The following is a 19,470-nucleotide window of genomic DNA, read 5'->3' as shown; positions in this document are numbered from 1 at the left end:
CTTCCGGAAAGCGCGCGAATCGCAGAATGGATACCACTCCTCGTCGCATCGATGCGGAGCGGGTGTCCGGCCTGATCTGCGGACGCGAACATGCCATTTTCGGAGGTGAACGTCATGAACAATCTTATTCGTGCAGTCCTGCTTTCCTGTGCGCTGAGCGCACCGATCGTCGCATTCGCGCAAACCGCCGGCGACACGATCACGCGCGCCGACGTGCGCGCCGACCTGATTCGGGCGGAGCGCGACGGTACGCTGCCGACGTCGAACTCGGACTATCCGCCGAGTACGGAGACGATTGCGCGCAATCGCGAACTGTATGCGATCGCACATGGCGACTGGCACACGGCAACGGCCGCGACGTCGGCGTCCGTCTCGACCGCGAGTGCGCAATGAAGCGCCGAGCGAAGGGGCTGGCGATCGCCGCGTGGCTTGCGGCAGCCGCGGCCCCGGCTTTCGCGCGCGGACAGCCGCAATTACCCGCAGACGACGGCGGGCGCGCGAGCGTGCTGCGTGCGCTGAATCCCGAGGGCGCTCCGTACCGCGCGGCGGCCGACACCCGACCGGCGCACCTTCATGCCGTACCCATCAGCCGCGCGCCGAGCGCGATCCCGCGCGCGGACAGCAACGCACCGGCCGCACGCTGACGGGCGTCCCAGCCTGCCAGCGCGACATCGAACGCGGCGCCGCGTGCGATGTCGCGCAATGCTTCGGCGAGACCGACCGCGTCGTCCGCGGCTTTCGCGACGCCCGCCGCCGTGTGCGGGCGCACGATGCATGCGGCGTCGCCGAGCAGCACCGCGCGCCCGAAAGCCATCCGCTCGACCGCGAGATCGAGGATCGCCTGCGCGAACGGCGCGGGTGTCGCATCGACGAGCGCGGCGAGCGTCGGTGCGAGCATCCGGTCGGCGGCGTCGACGAGTTCCGTGCGGTTGTCGTCCCGGGCAGCGACGCGAGCGGATGGGACGGCGCGACCGCGAACACGTGTTTGAGCGAACCGATCGGCCGCGCGACGATGCCCGGCAATTCCGGCGGTTCGCCCGCCGCGCCGACGACGAGATCCGCCCGACGCGAAATCAGCGCATCCCACGCGCCGCCGAGCACTTCGGTGGACAGCCGCAGCCGCGTATCCATCCCGAGCGCGTAGAACCGGTGCACGTACGGCCACAGCGCGTCGAACGGCAGGATTTCGTCGATGCAGACGCGGACTTCCGTTTCCCAGCCCTGTTGTGCCCGCAGCGCCTTCATTTCGAGTTGCTCGGCCGCGCGCAGCAGGCGCCGGCCTTCCTCGACGACGATGCGCCCTGCATGCGTGAGCTTCGCGCGCCGTCCGCTGCGGTCGAACAGCGCCACGCCGAGATCGCTTTCGAGTTTCTGCACCAGGTAGGTCAGCGCCGAGGGGACGCGATGCAGCAGTTCCGCTGCTTCGGCAAAGGTTCCGGTGCGGTCGATCGCGTCCAGGGCTTCGAGCGCTTCGAATGACAGCTTCATCGCGAATTCCGGTAGAGGTGGCTGGCGCATCATACCAGTGCCGGTACGGCGCGGGCTCCAGCGTGCAAGTCGGTCGCGATGTGGACGGCGTTCAAGCGTAGAAGTCGATCAGCGTGTCGAGATTGCGTTGCGCGCGCTGCTCGAGCGGCGCGAATTCCGCCGATCGAAACAGCGGGGCCTGCCCGCGCAGATGTTCGAGCGCCTGCCTGCGACCGGCTCGGAAGCTTGCCGACGGCGCATCGGGATCCTGCGCCCACTCGCGTGCAATCGCGCGGTCGTACTCGCGAAGCCGCTCGGGCGCGGCCGCGAGGATCGCGAGATCGGCGTCGAGAAAAATCCGCCCCGCGCGCTGCAATGCCGGATCGGCGGCGAACGTTTCAGGCAGCCGGTGCGACTGCGTCGCGAGAATGAGATCGGATGCAACGGACACGTGCGATGCGTGCGCATGCAACCACGACGCGGTACAGTGCGTGTTGGTGACCTGCGCGAGCCATTGCGCGCTGCGCGCTTCGTTGTTCGCGTAGTCCGGCAGCGTCGTCGCGTAGACGACATCGTGGGCCCAGACCGCAAGCTCGATGGCCGGCCATAGGGGTTGCGCGCGATACGGCGCGAGGTGCGCGAACAGTTCCGCCAGATGCGCGAGCGTGTGATAGAAGCGCTGCGGCTGGCCATAGGCGCGTGCGACGAGCGGCCACACGGTCGCAGTGCCGAAGCAGGCGTCGCAGGCGGCGCGCAGCGTGCGCTCGATATCGGGGGCGATGGCATTCATGGCGGCGCTCGGCTCGGGCGGACGATGCGCGCAGCATAGCAAACGCGGCGGCGTGCAGGCACGCAACTTGCGCGCGGGCACGGACCGCACCCCTTCGGAGGCTTCCATGAAACGAATCTGGCCGCGACGATCGATGCTCGCGATAGGTGTGCTCGCAACAGTCGGGCTGCATGCAGCCGTCGCATCGGCGGCGCCCGACGTCTCGATCGGCCATGCGAATTACGGGACGACCGCGTCCGGGCAGGCGGTGAGCCAGTACACGCTCGCGAACCGGCACGGCGTGACGCTGAAAATCATCACGTACGGCGGCATCGTGACCGCACTCGAGGTGCCGGACCGCACCGGCCGTGTGGCCGACATCGTGCTCGGCTTCGATTCGCTCCACGATTACGAAGCGCACAACGGCAACATCCATTTCGGCGCGCTGATCGGCCGGTATGCGAATCGCATCGCGGGCGGGCGTTTTACGCTCGACGGCAAAACCTGGAAGCTGCCGGTCAACGACGGGCCGAACACGCTGCACGGCGGCCCCGACAGTTTCGACGCGAAGGTATGGACGGTCGCCGGCACGCACAGCGACGCGACCGGTGCGAGCGTCACGCTGCGCTACGTGAGCCCCGACGGCGAGAACGGCTTCCCCGGCACGTTGACGACGGACGTGACCTACACGCTGACCCGCGACGATCAGGTCCGCATCGACTACCGCGCAACGACCGACCGGGACACGGTCGTCAACCTGACGAACCACAGCTACTTCAACTTGGCGGGGCAGGCCGGCGGCAGCGTCGAGCGGCAATTGATCGAGATCGCCGCATCGCGCTTCACGCCGACCGACGACACGTCGATTCCGACCGGGCAACTGGCGAGCGTCGCGGGCACGCCGATGGATCTGCGCCAGTTGACGCCGATCGGCGCGCATCTGCGCGATGCGTATCCGCAGCTCGCGCTCGCGCATGGCTACGACCAGAACTGGGTGCTGGACCAGGGTGGCCAGTCGGCGCCGGCGTTTGCCGCGCGCGCTTACGACCCGGCGTCGGGGCGTTTTCTCGAGTTGTACACGACGCAGCCGGGGCTGCAGTTCTACACGGCCAACGGGTTGAACGGCAGCGTCGCGGGCAAGGGCGGAACGGTCTACCGGCAGACCGATGCGTTCGCGCTGGAAGCCGAGCATTTTCCCGATTCGCCGAATCGTCCGGCCTTCCCGTCGACGGTGCTCAAGCCGGGCGAGACGCTGCACGAAGTGACGGTGTGGCGGGTGGGTGCGCGATGAGCGTGTGGGTCGCGGCCGCGTTCCGGCGCGTCAATGCGACGACACGAACACCGCATCGTCGAACGCTTCGGGAATCGCGAAGCTCGCGCGCATGCGCTGCGTCTCCTTCGCCGGCGTCAAGCCGAACAGGCGCTTGAATTCGCGGCTGAACTGCGACGGGCTCGTGTAGCCGACCGCGTAGCCGGCCGCCTCCGCCGTCAGGTCCTGGCGCACCATCAATAATCGCGCCTGATGCAGGCGCGTCGACTTCAGGTACTGCATCGGCGACACCTGCGTGATCGCCTTGAAATGGCTGTGAAAGCTCGGCACGCTCATGCCGGCCGCGTCGGCCAGTTGCGACACGTCGAGCGGCCGCGCGTAGTCGGTGTGGATCACGCGCAATGCGCGCCCGATCCGGCCGAACTGCCCGCGCATCGCCAGTGCGCTGCGCATCGCATCGCCCTGCGCGCCGGTCAGCACGCGGAAATACAGCTCGCGAAGCAGCGCCGGGCCGAGCACCGCGGCGTCGAGCGGCCGCTGCATCGCCTCGACGAAACGCAGCACGGACGCGTACATCGCTTCATCCATCGGCGTCGACATCATGCTCTTCGGCGCCTGCACGGGTTGTGCGAGGCCGGCGCGATCGATCTGCGCGGCGAGTTCGGCGGCCAGCGTGAAATCGAGGTGCAGGTACAGCGCGAGCAGCGGGCGCTCGGGCGTGGCGTCGGTTTCCATGCTGAACGGGACGGGTACGGAGACGGCCAGGTAATGGTGCTCGTCGTACAGATAGCGCTCGCCGCCGAAGTAGCCGCGCTTCGATCCCTGGCACACGATCACGATGCCCGGGTCGTACAGCACCGGCGTGCGCGACAGCGCGCGGTTCGAGCGCAGGATGCGCACGCTCGGCAGCGCCGTCAGGTTGTAGCCTTCGTCGGGCGCGAGCGCGTGCAGCAGCGTCACCAGGCGCTTCCGGTCGCGCGGGGACAGCGCCGGAGATCGGGCGGAGATGGGCGAGGTGCTCATAGTTTTGTGCAAGAAAATCAGCGGAATCGGGCTTATTCGGCGCAGTTCGTCAGACTAGTATGCATGCTTCGATCGACATTCGGGAGAAGCTCACATGGCATCCGGCAACATCATGCTCATTACCGGCGTCAGCAGCGGTTTCGGTCGCGCGCTCGCGCGGGAGGCGCTGGCCGCCGGCCACACGGTGGTCGGTACGGTGCGCAGCGCGCAGGCGGCCCGCGATTTCGAGGCGCTGTCCGCGCAGGCGGCCGTCGCGCGCGTGCTCGACGTGACCGACTTCGACCGCATCGACGGCGTCGTCGCGGACATCGAGGCGAACGTCGGGCCCATCGACGCGCTGGTGAACAACGCGGGTTACGGGCACGAAGGGATCATGGAGGAGGCGCCGCTCGACGAGATGCGCCGGCAGTTCGACGTGAACGTATTCGGCGCGGTCGCGATGATGAAGGCCGTCGTGCCGTTCATGCGCGCGCGCCGGCGCGGCCGCATCCTGAACATCACGTCGATGGGCGGGCACATCACGATGCCGGGCATCGCGTACTACTGCGGCAGCAAGTTCGCGCTGGAAGGCATTTCCGAAACCCTCGGCAAGGAGCTCGAACCGTTCGGCATCGCGGTGACGGCCGTGGCGCCGGGTTCGTTCCGCACCGACTGGGCCGGCCGCTCGATGGTGCGCACGCCGCGCTCGATTGCCGACTACGATGCGCTGTTCGATCCGATCCGCCGCGCGCGCGAGGAGAAAAGCGGCAAGCAGCCGGGCGACCCCGCGAAGGCCGCGCGGGCGATGCTCGCCGTGATCGCGGCGGACCGTCCGCCCGCGCATCTGCTGCTCGGCAGCGATGCGCTGCGGCTCGTGCGGAGCAAACTGTCGGCGCTGGACGACGAAATCCGCGCGTGGGAAGCCGTGACGGTGTCGACGGACGGCTGACGCGCGCGGCATCGTTCATTTCCCGCCGGTGGATGATCGGCCGTCGCCGCGCGCGATGGCGTCGAGGTTTCACAATAATGGCCGATAATGGCAACCGGCCCGCTCGCCACGTTCATCCACCTCACCGGAGCATCGCGATGCCATACGTCACCACGAAGGACAACGTCGATATTTTCTACAAGGATTGGGGTCCGAAAGATGCACAGCCCGTCATGTTCCACCACGGCTGGCCGCTGTCCAGCGACGACTGGGATGCGCAGCTGCTGTTCTTCGTCCAGAACGGCTATCGCGTGATCGCGCACGACCGGCGCGGCCATGGCCGCTCGGCGCAGGTCTGGGATGGCCACGACATGGATCATTACGCGGCGGATGCGTTTGCGGTGGTCGAAGCGCTCGACCTGCGCAATGCGGTGCATATCGGGCACTCGACGGGCGGCGGCGAAGTGGCGCGCTACGTCGCGAAGCACGGCGAGCCGGCCGGCCGCGTCGCGAAGGCGGTGCTGGTCAGCGCGGTGCCGCCGCTGATGCTCAAGACCGACTCGAACCCCGAGGGCTTGCCGCTCGAGGTGTTCGACGGCTTCCGCAAAGCGCTCGCCGACAATCGCGCGCAGTTCTTCCTCGACGTGCCGAGCGGCCCGTTCTACGGGTTCAACCGCGAGGGCGCGACCGTGCACCAGGGCGCGATCCGCAACTGGTGGCGGCAGGGGATGGCAGGCAGCGCGAAGGCGCATTACGACGGCATCAAGGCGTTTTCGGAAACGGACCAGACCGACGACCTGAAGTCGATCTCCGTCCCGACGCTCGTGCTGCATGGCGAAGACGACCAGATCGTGCCGATCGCGGACTCCGCGCTGAAGTCGGTCAAGCTGCTGAAGAACGGCACGCTGAAGACCTATCCGGGCTATTCGCACGGGATGCTGACGGTCAACGCGGACGTGCTCAACGCCGATCTGCTCGCGTTCGTGCGGGCATGACGGTGTCGGCGCCAGCCCGCTGCGGCGGGCGGCGCCGCGATCGAAGGGAGGCGATCCGGCCGCGTGGGAAAGGGCGGATCGCCCGCCGGGTGCTTCACCCCAAATCGACGAAGCGCACGCCCGGATGCGCGAGGCGCGGCAGCCGGCTGCTCGGCAGCGCGATCGCGAGCGCCGCGTAGCGCATCGTCGATCGGCGTGACGCTTCGTTTGCGTCGCGCTGGCGCCCGCTAGCCATTGCGCAGGAACACGACGTAGCCGCGGAACCACGGATTCGACGCGAGATACGGCGGCGCGTCCCACTCGCCGCCCTGGATCACGCCGATGCGAAACGGCAGTTGCAGCCGCGCGACGCGTGGCAGATAGGCCGCATAGTCGGGAATCGTGCTGCGGCCCTGGTAGGTCTGCACGACCACTTCGTCGACGATCCCCTTGAGCTGGTTGACCTGGTCGGTATCGATGCGGCTGCTCCAGTCGAGCAGCCCCGTGATGCTCAGCCTGCAATCGGCGGGCAAGGTCTCGCGCAGCGTGCGCAGGAACGCGAGGTAATCCTGCAGGTGGCGCGTACCGGCATCGAAGTCGATCTGGATGCCGGCGATCGTGCGGCCCGACGCACGCCAGCGTGCGAGCTGCGCGAGCATGATCTGCGTGACGCGCGGCGTCCAGCGCAGCGTATGCGCGCGATAGACGAGCCACACGTGCGCGTCGGGCGCGGGCGGCAGCGCGACGCCCTGCGCGATCACGCGCACCTGCGACTCGTCCCGCGGCGACGCCTCGATCTGACCTTGCAGCACGTAGACGGCGCGCGCGCCGCGCACGACCGTCTGCGGCTTCACGCCCGCCCACAGCCAGAACGCGTCGTACCGTGCGGCGTCGACGGTGCCGGCCAGCGCACCGCGCGCGGCCAGCAGCAGCGCGATGCACGCGATGCGTTTCATGCGGCGCTTACCAGTAGTAGCGAAGCTTCCGCGCCCACGGGCTGCCCGCATAGGCGGTCTTCAGCGTGTCGAACCAGCGCTTGCGCGTGCTCTTCGACACTTCCTTGCCGCCGCACTCGTTGGAGCCGCTCGGCTCGTAGCACTTGATCGCGCGATAGAACGCGTACGCGCGGTCGTTCGGGTCCGCCTGCGTATCCGCCATCACCGTCACGTAGCTCGACATCCGCTCGTACGGCTTGCCCGCGAACTGCGACGGCGCGTCGCCGAGCGTCGGCGGCACGCGCGTGGCGGCCGTGCTCGACGCATTGCGGACCCACGACGGCACCGGATCGATTTCGAGGCCGGGCACCGGCGGATGAAGCCGCACGAAATCGGCCAGGCAGTTCAGCCCTTTCGGATCGGCGGGATTCTGCTGCAGCGTCGCGGCGATGTCGCGCGCCGAGGGGCACGTGTAGCCGTCTGCGTTTTTCGCACCGGCTGCGACGAACGGCTTCAACGGATCGGCGGGCGTGCCGGACACCAGCGCCGTGTCGGCGATGAAATCCGCGTAGTGCGAACGCGTGAGCTCCTTGTACAGCAGCGTGTACAGCGCGGTGTCGCGCAGCGCGCTGCCGGTCGCGCGATTCCGCGCTTGCGCGCGCAGCAGGTCGGCATTGGCCGCGCGCTGCAGCAGCACCGCGCGGATCGCGGCGTTCTGCACGGGCGAATCGTCGGCGAATGCGTCGTTGACGAGCCCGGCCTGCTCCAGGTTGATCGCGAGCGCGAGTTCCAGCATTTCGCGCTGGAAGCGGAATGTCGCGAGCGGGATCAGGTCGCGCCACAACTGGCGGGCCTTGTCGTTCTGGCCGCTATCCTCCAGCGCGAACCCGCGCAGCGCCTGCTGGCTCAGACCGAAGTAGTCGAGCGGCGCGGCGGGCGTTTGCGGCAGCAGGTCGAGGGCGGCATCCGGCTTGTGCCCGATCTGCACGTACCACGTTGCGAGCAGGTAGTCGTACAGCGCGGGTGCGTTCGCGAAGCGCGGCTTCTGCGCTTGCAGCTCGTCGAGCGTCATCGGCTTGCGGCTCGGATCGCTGCTGTCCGACGCACGCATGCGCAGCAGGTCGACGGTGGCGAGCACGGTCGGCGACTGGATCTGGCTCGCGTCGAATGCCGAGCCGAACAGCAGCTTGCTGTCGAATTCGTTCGCCAGCTGCATCAGCGGCACGTTCGACGTCGCCGGCGACCAGCGCGCGAGCGCATGGCCGTACAGGTCGGCCTGCTGCGTGACGTTGCCGTCGAGCCACGCGACACGCCGCAACAGCCCGCTCGCGGACACCGCGTAGCGCCCCTTCGGATACACCTTCAGGTAGGTCCGGAACACCGTGTTCGCCGCGTCGAGCGACACCTTCGACACGCGCGCGCGCGACGGCGTCGGGCTGTCGTTGTCGAATACGTTGGCCTGCGCCGCGTTCAACTGCGCGCGCCCGGCCATGTAGAGGCCGGTTTCCTTCAGCCACGGGTCCGCGCTGTGCGACGCGTTCGCGAAGGCGCGGGTCGCGGTGAGGAAGTCGGCACGGTAGAACGCGTTCGTGCCGTCGAGGTACGCGGCGAACTGCTGGCCGAGCGGCGACTTGACCGGCGGCTTCGTCCACGCGGCGCTCGCGCCGCCCGCGCCGCCCGCGGCACAGGTCTTCTGCGCGATGTCGGCGCGTGCCGCGCGCAGGCGCGCTGCTTCGTCGGCGGGCAGGCCGCCGGCGCCGGCCAGTGCGTCGTTGAACGCTTCCGCGCCCGCGCTCATGCTGCGGCAGATGCTGCCTTCGCCGTCCGCGTACCGGTTCGACGACGCATCCGCATCTGCTGCGCCGCCGGTCTGGTCGGGCTCCTTCTGGCCGATATAGATCCATCCGGAGAAATCCATCGGGAACGGCACGACGATCCGGTCGACCCGCTCTTTCGCCGGGATGGTCTTCGGGTCCGGAAACACCTGCGCGACCTTGCCGCTGTCAACCATCATCAGCATCGCGTTGATGCGCGTGTCGTTGGCGGGCGTCAGCATCGGCACGTTGCCGCATGAGTATGAAGTTTGCCGGAGCGTGTTCGGCACGTAGCAGCCATCGTCTCCACTGGCATGGGCGGCCGGCATCCAGAGCAGGCCGGCCGCCAGCGCGGCGAACAGGTTTCGGTGCAGCATCGGGTTTCTTCGCATTTTTCTTGTGTCGGGTAGGGGCCGCGACGGCCGGTTCTCTCAGGGGGCGCGGTCGGCCCCGGCGCGTATCGTACCTGACGAGGCGTGATGGCTCACGCGATGAATGCTGCCGTTCGAGGTGCTCGCCAACTGGGCCGGCCGTGCGTGAGCGTCCCGCGGCGACCGCGCTCGCGCATCACGCGCACACGCTGGTGGCGATGCCTCCGTCGTCCATCTCGTCGAGCGCGGCCCGCAAGTCGTCGATGGCCACCATCAGCTCGCGGACCTGCCGCAACGACGGGTATTGATGCAGCACGGCTTGCCACTGCGGCAGGGTCAGCAGCGCGTGCCAGATGACGCCGAGGCCGTCCGGATCGGCATCCGGTTGCCGCGCGAGCGCGCTCGCGTATTCGAGGCTGGCCTGCGCCGACAGCAACTGCATCCGGCTCGCGGCGCCCAGCAGGCGCGGTGTCGCGTCCGCGGACGCGTCGCAGCAATACAGCACCTCGCGTGGCAGCGCCGTTTCGTCGGTCGTCAACGCGTGCAGCGATGCGCCATGCACGCGCACCGTGCCCTGGTGCGTCTCGAATGCATAGACCGTGTCGGGCGCTGCCTGCGCGAGCAGGTTCAGGCCGCGCAGCAGCCGCGGCAGGTCGGTGGTCGCGGCATCCGCGGATGCCTTCGCTTCGACGAGAAAGCGCACGTTCCACGCGAGCGCCGGGTCGCCGCCGCGCGCGCGTTCGAGCAGGATCGCGTCCCATTCGGTTTTCGCGCGGTCGTGCCGGCCCGGGATCGACGACGGCACGCGCATCGACGTGACCACGCGGTAGGTGCGCTGCTCGTCCACCGCGTCGAGCCTGCGCGCCAGCGCATCGAGCGCCTGCGCGGCCAGCGCTTCGACGGCCGCGCCGCGCTGCTGGGACGCCGCGCCTTGCGCGACGGCGGCCGTGCTGCCGACGAGCGGGCCTTGACGGACCCACAGCGCGCGGTAGCGACGCACGTCTTCGTCCGCGGCCAGCGCATCGAGTCGCAGCGTGCGTTCGAGCGCGGGGCTGTCCTTGAGTTTGACGATGTCCTGCTCGAATGCCGCGTCGGTCGCCATCTCGGGCAGCGCGAGCAATTGCGCGAGTGCGGCACGCAGCTCGACCCACGCCGCCGAGGTCGCGGCCGCATGCAGGCGCGCGAGGCCGTCGCGTTGCCAGGCCTGCGCGCTGCGCTCGAGCTTGGCCGGGTGCGCGATCGCATTGACGGCCGCGTGGAGCGCGCGCCGGTCCTGCTCGGCGTGCGCGGACAACGACGCGTATTCGCGTACGTTCGGCGCATCGTGGCGCAGCACCGATGCCTGAAACGACGGATCGCCGGATGACGGATCCATCGCATCGCGGATCATCCGTGCGAGCGCATCGATGAAGCGCTGCCGCAGGTCCGCGCCGGGCGCGTGGCCGTCCGCCTGCATCCTGCGCGCTTCCTCGATCACGACCGCCAGCGCGGTGGCCGGGTTCGTCGCGTCGGTCAGCGACGACGCGCGGTCGAGCGGCGGCAGCCGATAACGGCGCGCGACGGTGCGCAGGGTGGCATCGAGCAGGGCGGGCAGCGGTGTCAGCGACATGGCGGATCGGGCGTGAAAGCGACGTGACCCGTCACGCGGTCAACGTCACCGACAGGCTGCCGAGCTCGCCGAAGCGGACCGTCAGCGCATCGCCGAGCGGCACCTCGATCGCACCCGCGTACGAGCCGGTCGTCACGATCTGGCCGGCGCGCACCGCATCGCCGCGCGACGCGAGGAAGTTGACGAGCCACACCAGCGGCTTCAGCGGATCGCCGTCCGGATGGAGGCCGTCGATCGTACGGTTCAGCGCGCCTTCGAACGACAGCGCCAGCGTCGCGAGCGGCGCGTTCAGGCCGTCGGGCACGGCCGGGCCGACGCACAGTCCCTGGTTGAATTGCCCGTCGGCCAGCAGCTCGAACTTCGACGCGCGCGCCGGCTCCGCATAGCGGCAGCCGAGTATCTCGAGCACGACGCGCACTTCCCGGATCGCCGCCCGCACGTCGCCTTCGGCGTACGGTTGCTCGCGCGCGGGCAGGTCGCGGTCGAGCACGAACGCGATTTCCGGTTCGATCCGCACGATCGGCCCGCCGACGACGCGGTACGGTGCATCGGCTTCGCGGATCGTCGACGCGAAGATCGGCGCGAGGATCACGCGATCGGGCGGCGGCAGCGCGCATTTCCATCCGACGACGGGTTCGCCGAGCAGAACGGCCACGCGCTGCTGGATCGCGAGCGCGGTGTCGATGTCGTCGGGGCGCAGTGCATCGGGCAACAGCGGGCCGGGCGCGCCGGCATGGCGGGCGGCGACGAGATGCTGGGCGGCGCCGTCCACGCGTTCGGTAGTCGTTGTCATGTCGGTTGAGCGAGTCGAAAGTGGGGCCGGAAAAAAGGGCCGGACGAAAGTCGCACATCCGATGATAGCGCCTTCGGCGCGATGGCCGCTCGATAGCGTGCGGCGCACGCATGGCCGGCCCGGTTCGCGGCCTGGCCGGCAACGCAAGCTTCTCCCTTCCCGTCGCGCCGTTTCGCCGCATGCGCGGTCGCCGCCGGACTTGATCGCCGTCAATATTCGAACCCGCCGTCGGCCGATGATGGAGACATGGCCGGGCGCGACGGCGCGCGCGGCAACTCACCCCAGCGAGGTTCGCATGTACGAGAAGATCATGGTGGCCGTCGACGGCAGCGCTTCGTCGAAGCGGGCGCTGGCCGAGGCCGTGAAGGTGGCGCTGGCGGGCGATACGCACGTCAGCGTCGTGTACGTGGTCGACAAGTCGGCGCTGTTCACGTATGTCGGCCGTCTCGATCCGCACGCGCTCGTCGAGGAAATTCGCGACGACGGGCGCAAGGTGCTGCGCGAAGCCGAACGGATCGTCGCGCTGGCCGGCGCGAAAGGCGAAGCCGAACTCGTCGAGACCGAGAGCATCGGCGAGGACGTCGCGGAACGCCTGCAACGTTACGTGAAGGAGCGCGGGATCGATCTCGCGGTGGTCGGCACGCACGGGCGGCGCGGCATCCGGCGCGTGCTGCTCGGCAGCGTCGCCGAGCGTTTCGTGCGCGGCTCGAAGTGCCCGGTGCTGTTGATTCGTGGCGACGACGCCGACGAGCCGGTCGCCGCGGCCGCGGCATGACGCGGCGCGCACGATGATACGCCGCCAGTACCGGATCGTCGCCGCGGCGATCGCCGTGTTCGTGTCGCTCGCCGGCATGATGGCCGTCGTGACGGGCCTGCTGTTCGACGCGACGACGGCGCTGCGCGGCGGCGCCGTTGCGTTGATCGTCGGCGTGGCCGGCTTCGTCGTGATGCTGAACCCGGGGCCGAAAGACGAGGCGTGACCCGCATGGAGGAGGGGGGCGCACGTCCGGCCTCGGTTTTGCGACGACCGGCGACAGCCGTTGCTCCGCCCCGGGTTCGCCCGATTCGAGGGCTTCACCGCGCTGTCGCCGTGGATTACGCAGTACCTGAAGAGCGAATACGGGATGTCGCTTGTGATGGCGTCCGCGTCCGCGACCGGCCTCTCGCTGCCGGGCTCCGTGTGGCGCACACCCGTCGTCACGGGCTGACGTCTTTCGACCGATCCGATGCGCTGGCGCGCTGCCCGCAGGGTTCGCGGCCGCGCACGCGCATCGTCCCGTTCGGGAGGGGGCGGGCAGCGTATCCGGCCGCGCGCGCTTCTGTCAAACTGGCGCCCATGAAACCGCGCCTCGCCTCACCGCTTTCCCCCGATTCCGCGCCTGCGCCCGCAGGTTTTCCCGACGCCGACGAACTGGCCGCACTGCGCGCGTGGTACGCGGGCATGACCGTGCGCCAGGCCGTCGAGCGCTACCTGCCCGACCGGCTCGGCGACGGACGGTCGGCGCGCGGCGTGATCGGCGCCATTCGCCGGCGCCTCGTGCGCGTCGCGCGGCAGGTGGGCCGTGCCGATCTCGCGGAACGGCTCGGTCATCCGGACGGTGAGCGTTTGCGGGAGGCGAAGGCGGCAACCGACGCGATCGGCCTGCTGCGTCATGCGCGCGCGCCGGTCCCGCAGATCGGCGACGACGTCGGCCTGTGGTTGCCGGCGCGCGCGGTCGCGGCGTTGCGTGCGCATGGGATCGCGACGCTCGCCGACCTGACCGTGCGGATTCCGCGCCGGCGTCAGTGGTGGCGTGCGATCGCGGGGCTCGGCATGGCCAGCGCGCGGCGCATCGAGGCGTTCTTCGCCGCGCATCCGGAGCTGACCGAACGCGCGCGTGCGCTGATCGCCGCGACGCCGCGCGGCAGCATCGTGCCGTGGGAGCAATTGAAGCTGCCGCACGAAGTCGACGGCTCGGCCGGCACGTTCCGCGCGCCGCGCGCGAGCAGCACGCTCGATGCGGACAACGATTACGCGGCCGTGCACGCATGGCTGTCGCTGCACGAATCGGCCGCGACGCGGCGTGCATACCGGAAGGAGGCCGAGCGGCTGATCCTGTGGGCGATCGTCGAGCGCGGCCGCGCGCTGTCGTCGCTGACGACCGAGGATGCGCTCGCGTATCGCGCGTTCATCCGGCGGCCGACGCCGCACGAACGCTGGGTCGGCCCCGTGCGGCCGCGCGGCGCGCCCGACTGGCGACCGTTCTCGGGCGCGTTGTCCGCGCGGTCCGCGGCGTACACGCTGTCGGTGCTCGGCGCGCTGTTCCGCTGGCTGATCGAGCAGCGCTACCTGCTCGCGAATCCGTTCGCCGGCGTGAAGGTGCGCGACACGCGCGGCGCGACCGCACTCGATACGTCGCACGCGTTTACCGAAGGCGAGTGGCTGCTGGTTCGCACGATCGCCGACGGGCTCGAATTCCGCAAGCGCACGGGCGACGCTGCGCCGCAGTCGGGCTGGACGCCGGCCGCCGCGCAACGGCTGCGCTTCATTCTCGATTTCGGCTATGCGACCGGGCTACGCGCGAGCGAACTGGTCGGCGCGACGCTCGGCGACATCGGGACGGACGCGCATGGCGACGCGTGGCTGAAGGTGATCGGCAAGGGCCGCAAGGCCGCCCGCGTCGCGCTGCCGCCGCTGGCGCGCACGGCGCTCGATCGCTATCTGGTCGCGCGCCGGTTGCCGGTCACGCCGGTGCGCTGGCGGCCCGATACGCCGCTGATTCCGAGCCTCGCGGAAGACGACGCGGCCGCGATCACGAGCGTGCGGCTGTGGAAGGTGATGCAGCGTTTCTTCGTGCAGACGGCCGATAGCATCGAGGCCGACCACCCGGCGCTCGCGCACAAGCTGCGCCAGGCGAGCCCGCACTGGATGCGGCATACGCATGCGACGCACGCGCTGGCGCGCGGCGCGGAGCTGACGACGGTGCGCGACAACCTGCGGCATGCGTCGATCTCGACGACGTCGATCTATCTGCATGGCGACGACGTGAAGCGGGCGCGGCAGATGTCGAGTGCGTTCGGCGTGGACAAGTAGGCGAGTCGGAAGCTGCCGGCCGGCACCGCGCACACGACGGCAGCGGTCGATGCCTGGGCGCGTTTCGCGTCCGCGAATGAATGACGCACCGCAGCGTATCGGCAGACAAGGCGGAACGGTCCGGCGCGCACGACGGTCATAAACTTTTTCATCGGGAGCGGCGGATGGCATCGAGCCAGCGCACGGTCGATTTCATCGTCGAGCAGATCGCGGCGGCCGGTACGGTATCGGCGCGCAAGATGTTCGGCGAATACGGCATCTATTGCGACGGCAGGATGGTCGCGCTCGTCTGCGACGACCGGCTGTTCGTCAAGCCGACGCCCGAAGGCCGCGCGTATCTCGGCGCGTGCGACGAAGCCCCGCCGTATCCGGCCGCGAAGCCGCATCTCGTCATCGCCGGCGATCGCTGGGACGATCGCGAATGGCTGTCGACGCTGATCCGGATCACCGCCGCGCAATTGCCGCTGCCGGTGAAGCGCGGCCGATGACGATCGAGTCGGATGCCGCGCCGCGCAGCCGGCAGGCGTATTCTGTGACACATGCGCGCGACCATCGTGCGCCAGGGAGTACCAACATGGAGACATCCGGACCGTCGCGCGGCACGCGGCTGGCGCGCCGCGCCTGGCGCGCACTCGTCGTGACCCTGTGCGTAGGCTGGAGCGCGCTGTCGTTCGGCGCGGAGGGCGCGAACGGCGCGGCCGCGCTGCTCGACCGCTACCGCAGCCTCGGCCCGCAACTGCAGGACAACGCGTTTCACCGGCCTCTGGTGCTCGAATCGTCGGAAGCGTCGTCGTCGCTGAAGGGCGACATCTATGCGGTCGTCGATTATCCGTTCGTGGTGGTGAACGGCCAGCTCAACGATCCCGCACGAGGCCCCGCGAACTGGTGCGCGGTGCTGATCCTGCACCTGAACACGAAGTACTGTCACGCATCGAGCGGCGCCAACGGCGCGGTGCTCGACGTGAACCTCGGCCGCAAGATCGAGCAAAAGCTGTCGGACACCTATCGCGTGCAGTTCCGCTACCGCGTGGCGGCCGCGACGCCCGATTATTTCCAGGTCGACCTGACCGCCGACAGCGGCCCGATGGGCACGAAGGATTACCGGATCGCGCTCGAGGCCGTGCCGGTCGGCGCGTCGCGCACGTTTCTGCACCTCACGTATTCGTATGGCTTCGGCACGGTCGGCCGGATGGCGATGAAGACCTATCTCGCGACCGTCGGCAGCGACAAGGTCGGGTTCACGACCGTCGGCGCCGCGTCGGCCGCGCAGCCGCGGTACGTCGGCGGCGTGCGCGGGCTGCTGGAGCGCAACACGATGCGCTACTACCTCGCGATCGACACGTATCTCGCGACGCTCGACAAGCCGCTCGATGCGCGCCTCGCGCGCTGGTTCGACGCGACCGAGCAGTACCCGCAGCAACTGCACGAAGTGGAGCGCGGCGCGTATCTGCAGATGAAAGCGCAGGAGGTGCAGCGGCAGCAGACGGCGAAGTAGGCGCCGCCCGCCGCTCAATCGAGCAACCCCGCGACGACGTCGACGATCCGCTGCAGCAGCGCTTCGTCGTAAGGCAGCCAAGGCACCGCGCGCAGTGGCGACGGCGGCGGGGCGGTCGTCGCATCGACGAGTTCGCCGTCGCGCGTCACGCGGCCCGTCGCGCAATGCACCGACCATGCGCCGACGCGCACATGACGTTCGTCGATCGTCATTCTCCCTTGCGCGAGCGCATCGGCGAACACGAGCGACAGCACGTGCTTGCGATGCCGCGCCATCACGCCCAGCGGTAGATCCGACAATCGGTTCAGGCGGTCCCGGCGTTCCGTCTCGATATCGCGCTGGCGGACCGGGTCCGTCGCGCGTGCGGCGACTGCCGCATGCGTCGCATCGTCGTCGAGCGCGAACGCGGACACGCTCACGAGCAGGTCGACCGCACGCGCCACTTCGGAGAACACCACACGATCGATTTCGCCGATCGGCACCGGCAGCCACCGTGCGCCGTGTCGGCGTTCGAAGTGCAGCCGGCGCGACGTACCGTGGCTTTCCGAGCCGGGATAAAGCCGCGCATCGACGACGAAGGTCGCGCGCACGTCGCCGAATTCGCGGACGAGCGCGTCGTCGTACGCGCGGATCGACCAACCTTCGCGGCGCGCGACGCCGAGCAGCGGCCGGCTCGACAGCACGTGGCCTTCGAACATTGCGGAATCGCTGGCCGATGCGTCGCCATCGCTCGCCACGTAGTACTCGCGGAACGCCTGCCTGACCGGTTGTCGCAGCGAACGGCCGATGAACGTACGCTGCCACGCGAGCCGCTCGTCCGCGTCGGCCAGCAACGGGTGCCATAGCCGGATCTCGCAGTCGTCGGCGATCTCGCACGCCTGGCCGGCCGCATCGCGCAGCACGACCTTGCCTTTGGCGATATCGGGGATGAACGATTGCGTCGAACCGTCGCCGTTGTTTTGTGCCAGCCAGATCATCCGCGCCGAGAACGCGGCGCCGGCCGGCGCGTCGACGAGCCGCTCGCGCCATTCGGCGTGGCCGAGCGTCATCGGCTGCCAGAAGCCGGCCTCCATGCACGTGGCGAGCATCGCGAGCTGCTTCTTGTCGGGCTTCGCGTCGAGCGTCATCCGCAGCGCGGTGCGCGGCCGCTCGCCGAGTGCGCGTTCGGCCGGCTTCAGGTTGCGCGCGAGTTTCTTCTGCACGCCCGCGTGACGGACGACGGCCAGCGCGTCGCGCAGCGCGCGCACGCTCTCGGGTGTCGGGATCGTCTCGATCGCATGGCCAAGCGCGATGGCGAGCGATTGCGACGGCGCGGTTTTCGCGGCCGTCGGCGCGACGCATACGCCCGTCAGCAGCGGCCCGATCAGCGGCCGCAACCATGCCTCGTCGCGATAGGCGGCCACGCGCGCGGCGCGTGACAGAACTTGCGCGTCCTCGGTCGTGAACGCGCGATCGGCTTCGTAAGGCACGGTGCCGGCATGCAGCGCGGCGACCTGTCGCGCGGCTTCGGTCAGCGCGTGGCGCGCGAACGCGACGTACGCGGCCTCTTCCGCGAGCGTCACGGCCGGATCGCTGAGGTCGAGCCACAGCCGCTTCGGCGCGAAATAGCCGTCGTTCGTCGCAGCCAGTGCGAGCAGCGCGGCCGGGCCGAGTTCGGGCAACACGTCGAGTTCGCGCACGCGAAACGGCGAATCGGCCAGCGCCTGCGCATAGGCTTCGTGCCGTGCCGAGAAGTCGCGGCGGCCGGCGAACCGGTCGAGCGCATACGCGGCATAGGCGGATGCCGCGCGCAATCCGCCTTCTTCCGGTTCGCCGGCGATCCGCGCGAGTTCGGCCTGCAGCGCCGCCGACGGCAGCGCGTCGAGACTCGGCAGATCCTCCAGCGCGCGTTTCCATCCGCCGGCCGGAATGGCGCGGAACAGTTCGAGCGCCGCGTCGGCGTCGATGAGCGGCACGAGGCCGAGCGCGTCGATCTGCCGACGCAGCCAGCACGCGAATACCGCGCGCGGATCGTCGAACGCTCGGTCGCGCACGAGGAGCTCGTGCCCGACGCGCCGGAAAGCCGGCCACACGGCGCCGAGCGCAGGCGCGTCGAGCGTCGACAGGTCGATCGGCTCGTCGACGGAGCCCGAGGGGGCGGCCGGGTCGGTCAGGCGCGCGACCAGCAGTGCAACGAGAGCGTGGTCAGTCATGCACGCGCTCCCGGCCGGCTGCGGCGTTCCGGCACGATTTCTTCCATACCGGTCGCGCGACGCGTATCGCGCCGCCGAAGCGGGCTACGTGTTCGATCGTGTACTGCATGGTCTCGCTCTCGCCGTGAAAAACCCTGGGGGCGCACAGTATTGCACCCTGATTGATCCGATCGCGCGGAGGCCCATGCGCCGGCCCTCCCGGGCCGGTTTGGCCGCTCCGAGCCGGCCGACCGACCGTCCGGCCATTTCATAAGACGTACAGTTTTCCCGCGATACGCGACTCGCGCCGAACTGTACTCTTGTCCGCGCGTTCGATGTGTGTACTCGCCGCCAACTGTTCTTCTCTTAAGATTCGCTCATCAAGTGCACAGTGCCGCGGATCCAGCTGGTTCGGAACCCTGCCGGCGCATCTTCAAGAGAGAGCCAGTGCGATGGAAAAGGCAAAACCGGAGGGAAAGATCAGGAATCACGACGGCCCGGTCGGTGGGCAAAACGCGTGCGTGTCGGATGCACATGGCGTGGCGGCGCGGCTGCGCCCGCCCGCGGGAGACGCACGATGAAACTCTATGAAAAACTCGCGGACGACATCGAGCGCCTGATTCGCCAAGGCGTGTACCGGCACGGCGACCGGATTCCGTCGGTGCGGCAGGCGAGCCAGCAGCACCGGATCAGCATCACGACCGTGCTGCATGCGTATCTGCTGCTGGAGAGCCGCGGGTTGCTCGAAAGCCGGCCGCAGTCGGGCTATTTCGTGAACCTGCGTCGCGACGACGGTCAC

17 protein-coding genes and 3 pseudogenes are annotated in these 19,470 nt (G+C 69.2%); 11 read left to right on the top strand and 9 right to left on the bottom strand.

The window, feature by feature from the left end:
• Positions 1-114: 114 nt before the first annotated feature.
• Entirely contained in the window at positions 115-393 is a 279-nt protein-coding gene (locus WS89_RS20600) for a DUF4148 domain-containing protein (protein WP_059793070.1), read from the top strand.
• Between the two features lie 178 nt (positions 394-571).
• Here the strand turns inward: WS89_RS20600 and WS89_RS32840 are convergent.
• The 3 genes and pseudogenes from WS89_RS32840 to WS89_RS20590 form a co-directional block, all read right to left on the bottom strand.
• Positions 572-946: pseudogene (locus tag WS89_RS32840) on the bottom strand (FAD-dependent monooxygenase); the annotation flags it as partial.
• Positions 940-1,488, bottom strand: a pseudogene (locus WS89_RS20595) (LysR family transcriptional regulator); the annotation flags it as partial. The pseudogenes WS89_RS32840 and WS89_RS20595, both read right to left, overlap by 7 nt.
• A gap of 91 nt (positions 1,489-1,579) precedes the next feature.
• Positions 1,580-2,257 carry a hypothetical protein gene (locus tag WS89_RS20590; RefSeq protein ID WP_059793068.1) on the bottom strand — a complete coding sequence of 226 codons (678 nt, stop codon included), beginning with the start codon at positions 2,255-2,257 and terminating at the stop codon, positions 1,580-1,582.
• A 106-nt stretch (positions 2,258-2,363) separates the two neighbouring features.
• Between WS89_RS20590 and WS89_RS20585 the strand changes: the two genes are divergently transcribed.
• The gene (locus WS89_RS20585) at positions 2,364-3,527 is read left to right on the top strand and encodes an aldose epimerase family protein (RefSeq protein WP_059793114.1); all 1,164 of its coding nucleotides are present in this window, start codon (positions 2,364-2,366) and stop codon (positions 3,525-3,527) included.
• A 30-nt stretch (positions 3,528-3,557) separates the two neighbouring features.
• On the opposite strand, the gene WS89_RS20580 is transcribed toward WS89_RS20585, so the two are convergent.
• Positions 3,558-4,529 (bottom strand): AraC family transcriptional regulator, encoded by a 972-nt coding sequence (locus tag WS89_RS20580; RefSeq protein ID WP_059793066.1) that lies wholly within the window; start codon positions 4,527-4,529, stop codon positions 3,558-3,560.
• 94 nt (positions 4,530-4,623) lie between these two features.
• Between WS89_RS20580 and WS89_RS20575 the strand changes: the two genes are divergently transcribed.
• Positions 4,624-5,457 carry an oxidoreductase gene (locus WS89_RS20575; protein ID WP_059793063.1) on the top strand — a complete coding sequence of 278 codons (834 nt, stop codon included), beginning with the start codon at positions 4,624-4,626 and terminating at the stop codon, positions 5,455-5,457.
• A gap of 137 nt (positions 5,458-5,594) precedes the next feature.
• Complete coding sequence (locus WS89_RS20570) at positions 5,595-6,431, top strand: alpha/beta fold hydrolase (RefSeq protein ID WP_059793061.1); 837 nt, start codon at positions 5,595-5,597, stop codon at positions 6,429-6,431.
• Between the two features lie 227 nt (positions 6,432-6,658).
• Here WS89_RS20570 and WS89_RS20565 read toward each other — a convergent pair whose 3' ends face one another.
• The 4 genes from WS89_RS20565 to WS89_RS20550 form a co-directional block, all read right to left on the bottom strand.
• Positions 6,659-7,366 carry a DUF3142 domain-containing protein gene (locus WS89_RS20565; RefSeq protein WP_059793058.1) on the bottom strand — a complete coding sequence of 236 codons (708 nt, stop codon included), beginning with the start codon at positions 7,364-7,366 and terminating at the stop codon, positions 6,659-6,661.
• Positions 7,367-7,373: 7 nt separating this feature from the next.
• Positions 7,374-9,551, bottom strand: a complete 2,178-nt coding sequence (locus WS89_RS20560) for a hypothetical protein (RefSeq protein WP_059793056.1) — start codon at positions 9,549-9,551, stop codon at positions 7,374-7,376.
• Between the two features lie 175 nt (positions 9,552-9,726).
• Positions 9,727-11,139: a hypothetical protein gene (locus WS89_RS20555; protein ID WP_059793054.1), complete on the bottom strand. Its 1,413-nt coding sequence runs from the start codon at positions 11,137-11,139 to the stop codon at positions 9,727-9,729.
• Positions 11,140-11,170: 31 nt separating this feature from the next.
• On the bottom strand, positions 11,171-11,932 hold the full coding sequence (locus tag WS89_RS20550) for a 2-keto-4-pentenoate hydratase (protein WP_059793052.1): 762 nt from the start codon (positions 11,930-11,932) through the stop codon (positions 11,171-11,173).
• A gap of 295 nt (positions 11,933-12,227) precedes the next feature.
• On the opposite strand from WS89_RS20550, the gene WS89_RS20545 reads away from it, so the two are divergent.
• The 6 genes and pseudogenes from WS89_RS20545 to WS89_RS20525 all read left to right on the top strand — a co-directional run bounded on the left by WS89_RS20545 (position 12,228) and on the right by WS89_RS20525 (position 16,500).
• Positions 12,228-12,707 carry a universal stress protein gene (locus WS89_RS20545; RefSeq protein ID WP_059793050.1) on the top strand — a complete coding sequence of 160 codons (480 nt, stop codon included), beginning with the start codon at positions 12,228-12,230 and terminating at the stop codon, positions 12,705-12,707.
• Between the two features lie 13 nt (positions 12,708-12,720).
• On the top strand, positions 12,721-12,912 hold the full coding sequence (locus WS89_RS20540) for a DUF2964 family protein (RefSeq protein WP_059793112.1): 192 nt from the start codon (positions 12,721-12,723) through the stop codon (positions 12,910-12,912).
• A gap of 84 nt (positions 12,913-12,996) precedes the next feature.
• Positions 12,997-13,119: pseudogene (locus WS89_RS33880) on the top strand (MFS transporter); the annotation flags it as partial.
• A gap of 149 nt (positions 13,120-13,268) precedes the next feature.
• Positions 13,269-15,005 carry a site-specific integrase gene (locus tag WS89_RS20535; protein WP_059502968.1) on the top strand — a complete coding sequence of 579 codons (1,737 nt, stop codon included), beginning with the start codon at positions 13,269-13,271 and terminating at the stop codon, positions 15,003-15,005.
• A 164-nt stretch (positions 15,006-15,169) separates the two neighbouring features.
• Positions 15,170-15,493: a TfoX/Sxy family protein gene (locus WS89_RS20530; protein ID WP_059502966.1), complete on the top strand. Its 324-nt coding sequence runs from the start codon at positions 15,170-15,172 to the stop codon at positions 15,491-15,493.
• 86 nt (positions 15,494-15,579) lie between these two features.
• The gene (locus tag WS89_RS20525; RefSeq protein WP_059793110.1) at positions 15,580-16,500 is read left to right on the top strand and encodes a hypothetical protein; all 921 of its coding nucleotides are present in this window, start codon (positions 15,580-15,582) and stop codon (positions 16,498-16,500) included.
• 14 nt (positions 16,501-16,514) lie between these two features.
• Here WS89_RS20525 and WS89_RS20520 read toward each other — a convergent pair whose 3' ends face one another.
• Positions 16,515-18,692 (bottom strand): DUF4132 domain-containing protein, encoded by a 2,178-nt coding sequence (locus WS89_RS20520; RefSeq protein WP_059793048.1) that lies wholly within the window; start codon positions 18,690-18,692, stop codon positions 16,515-16,517.
• Positions 18,693-19,248: 556 nt separating this feature from the next.
• On the opposite strand from WS89_RS20520, the gene WS89_RS20515 reads away from it, so the two are divergent.
• Positions 19,249-19,470 (top strand): GntR family transcriptional regulator (locus WS89_RS20515; protein WP_156440578.1); only part of this gene is annotated, 222 nt, incomplete at its 3' end.

It is taken from the genome of Burkholderia sp. MSMB1072, from assembly GCF_001524725.1.
In the GTDB taxonomy this organism is placed as follows: Bacteria; Pseudomonadota; Gammaproteobacteria; order Burkholderiales; family Burkholderiaceae; genus Burkholderia.
The sequence above is the reverse complement of the archived record's forward strand: the minus strand, read 5'-3'. Positions and strand labels throughout refer to the sequence as shown.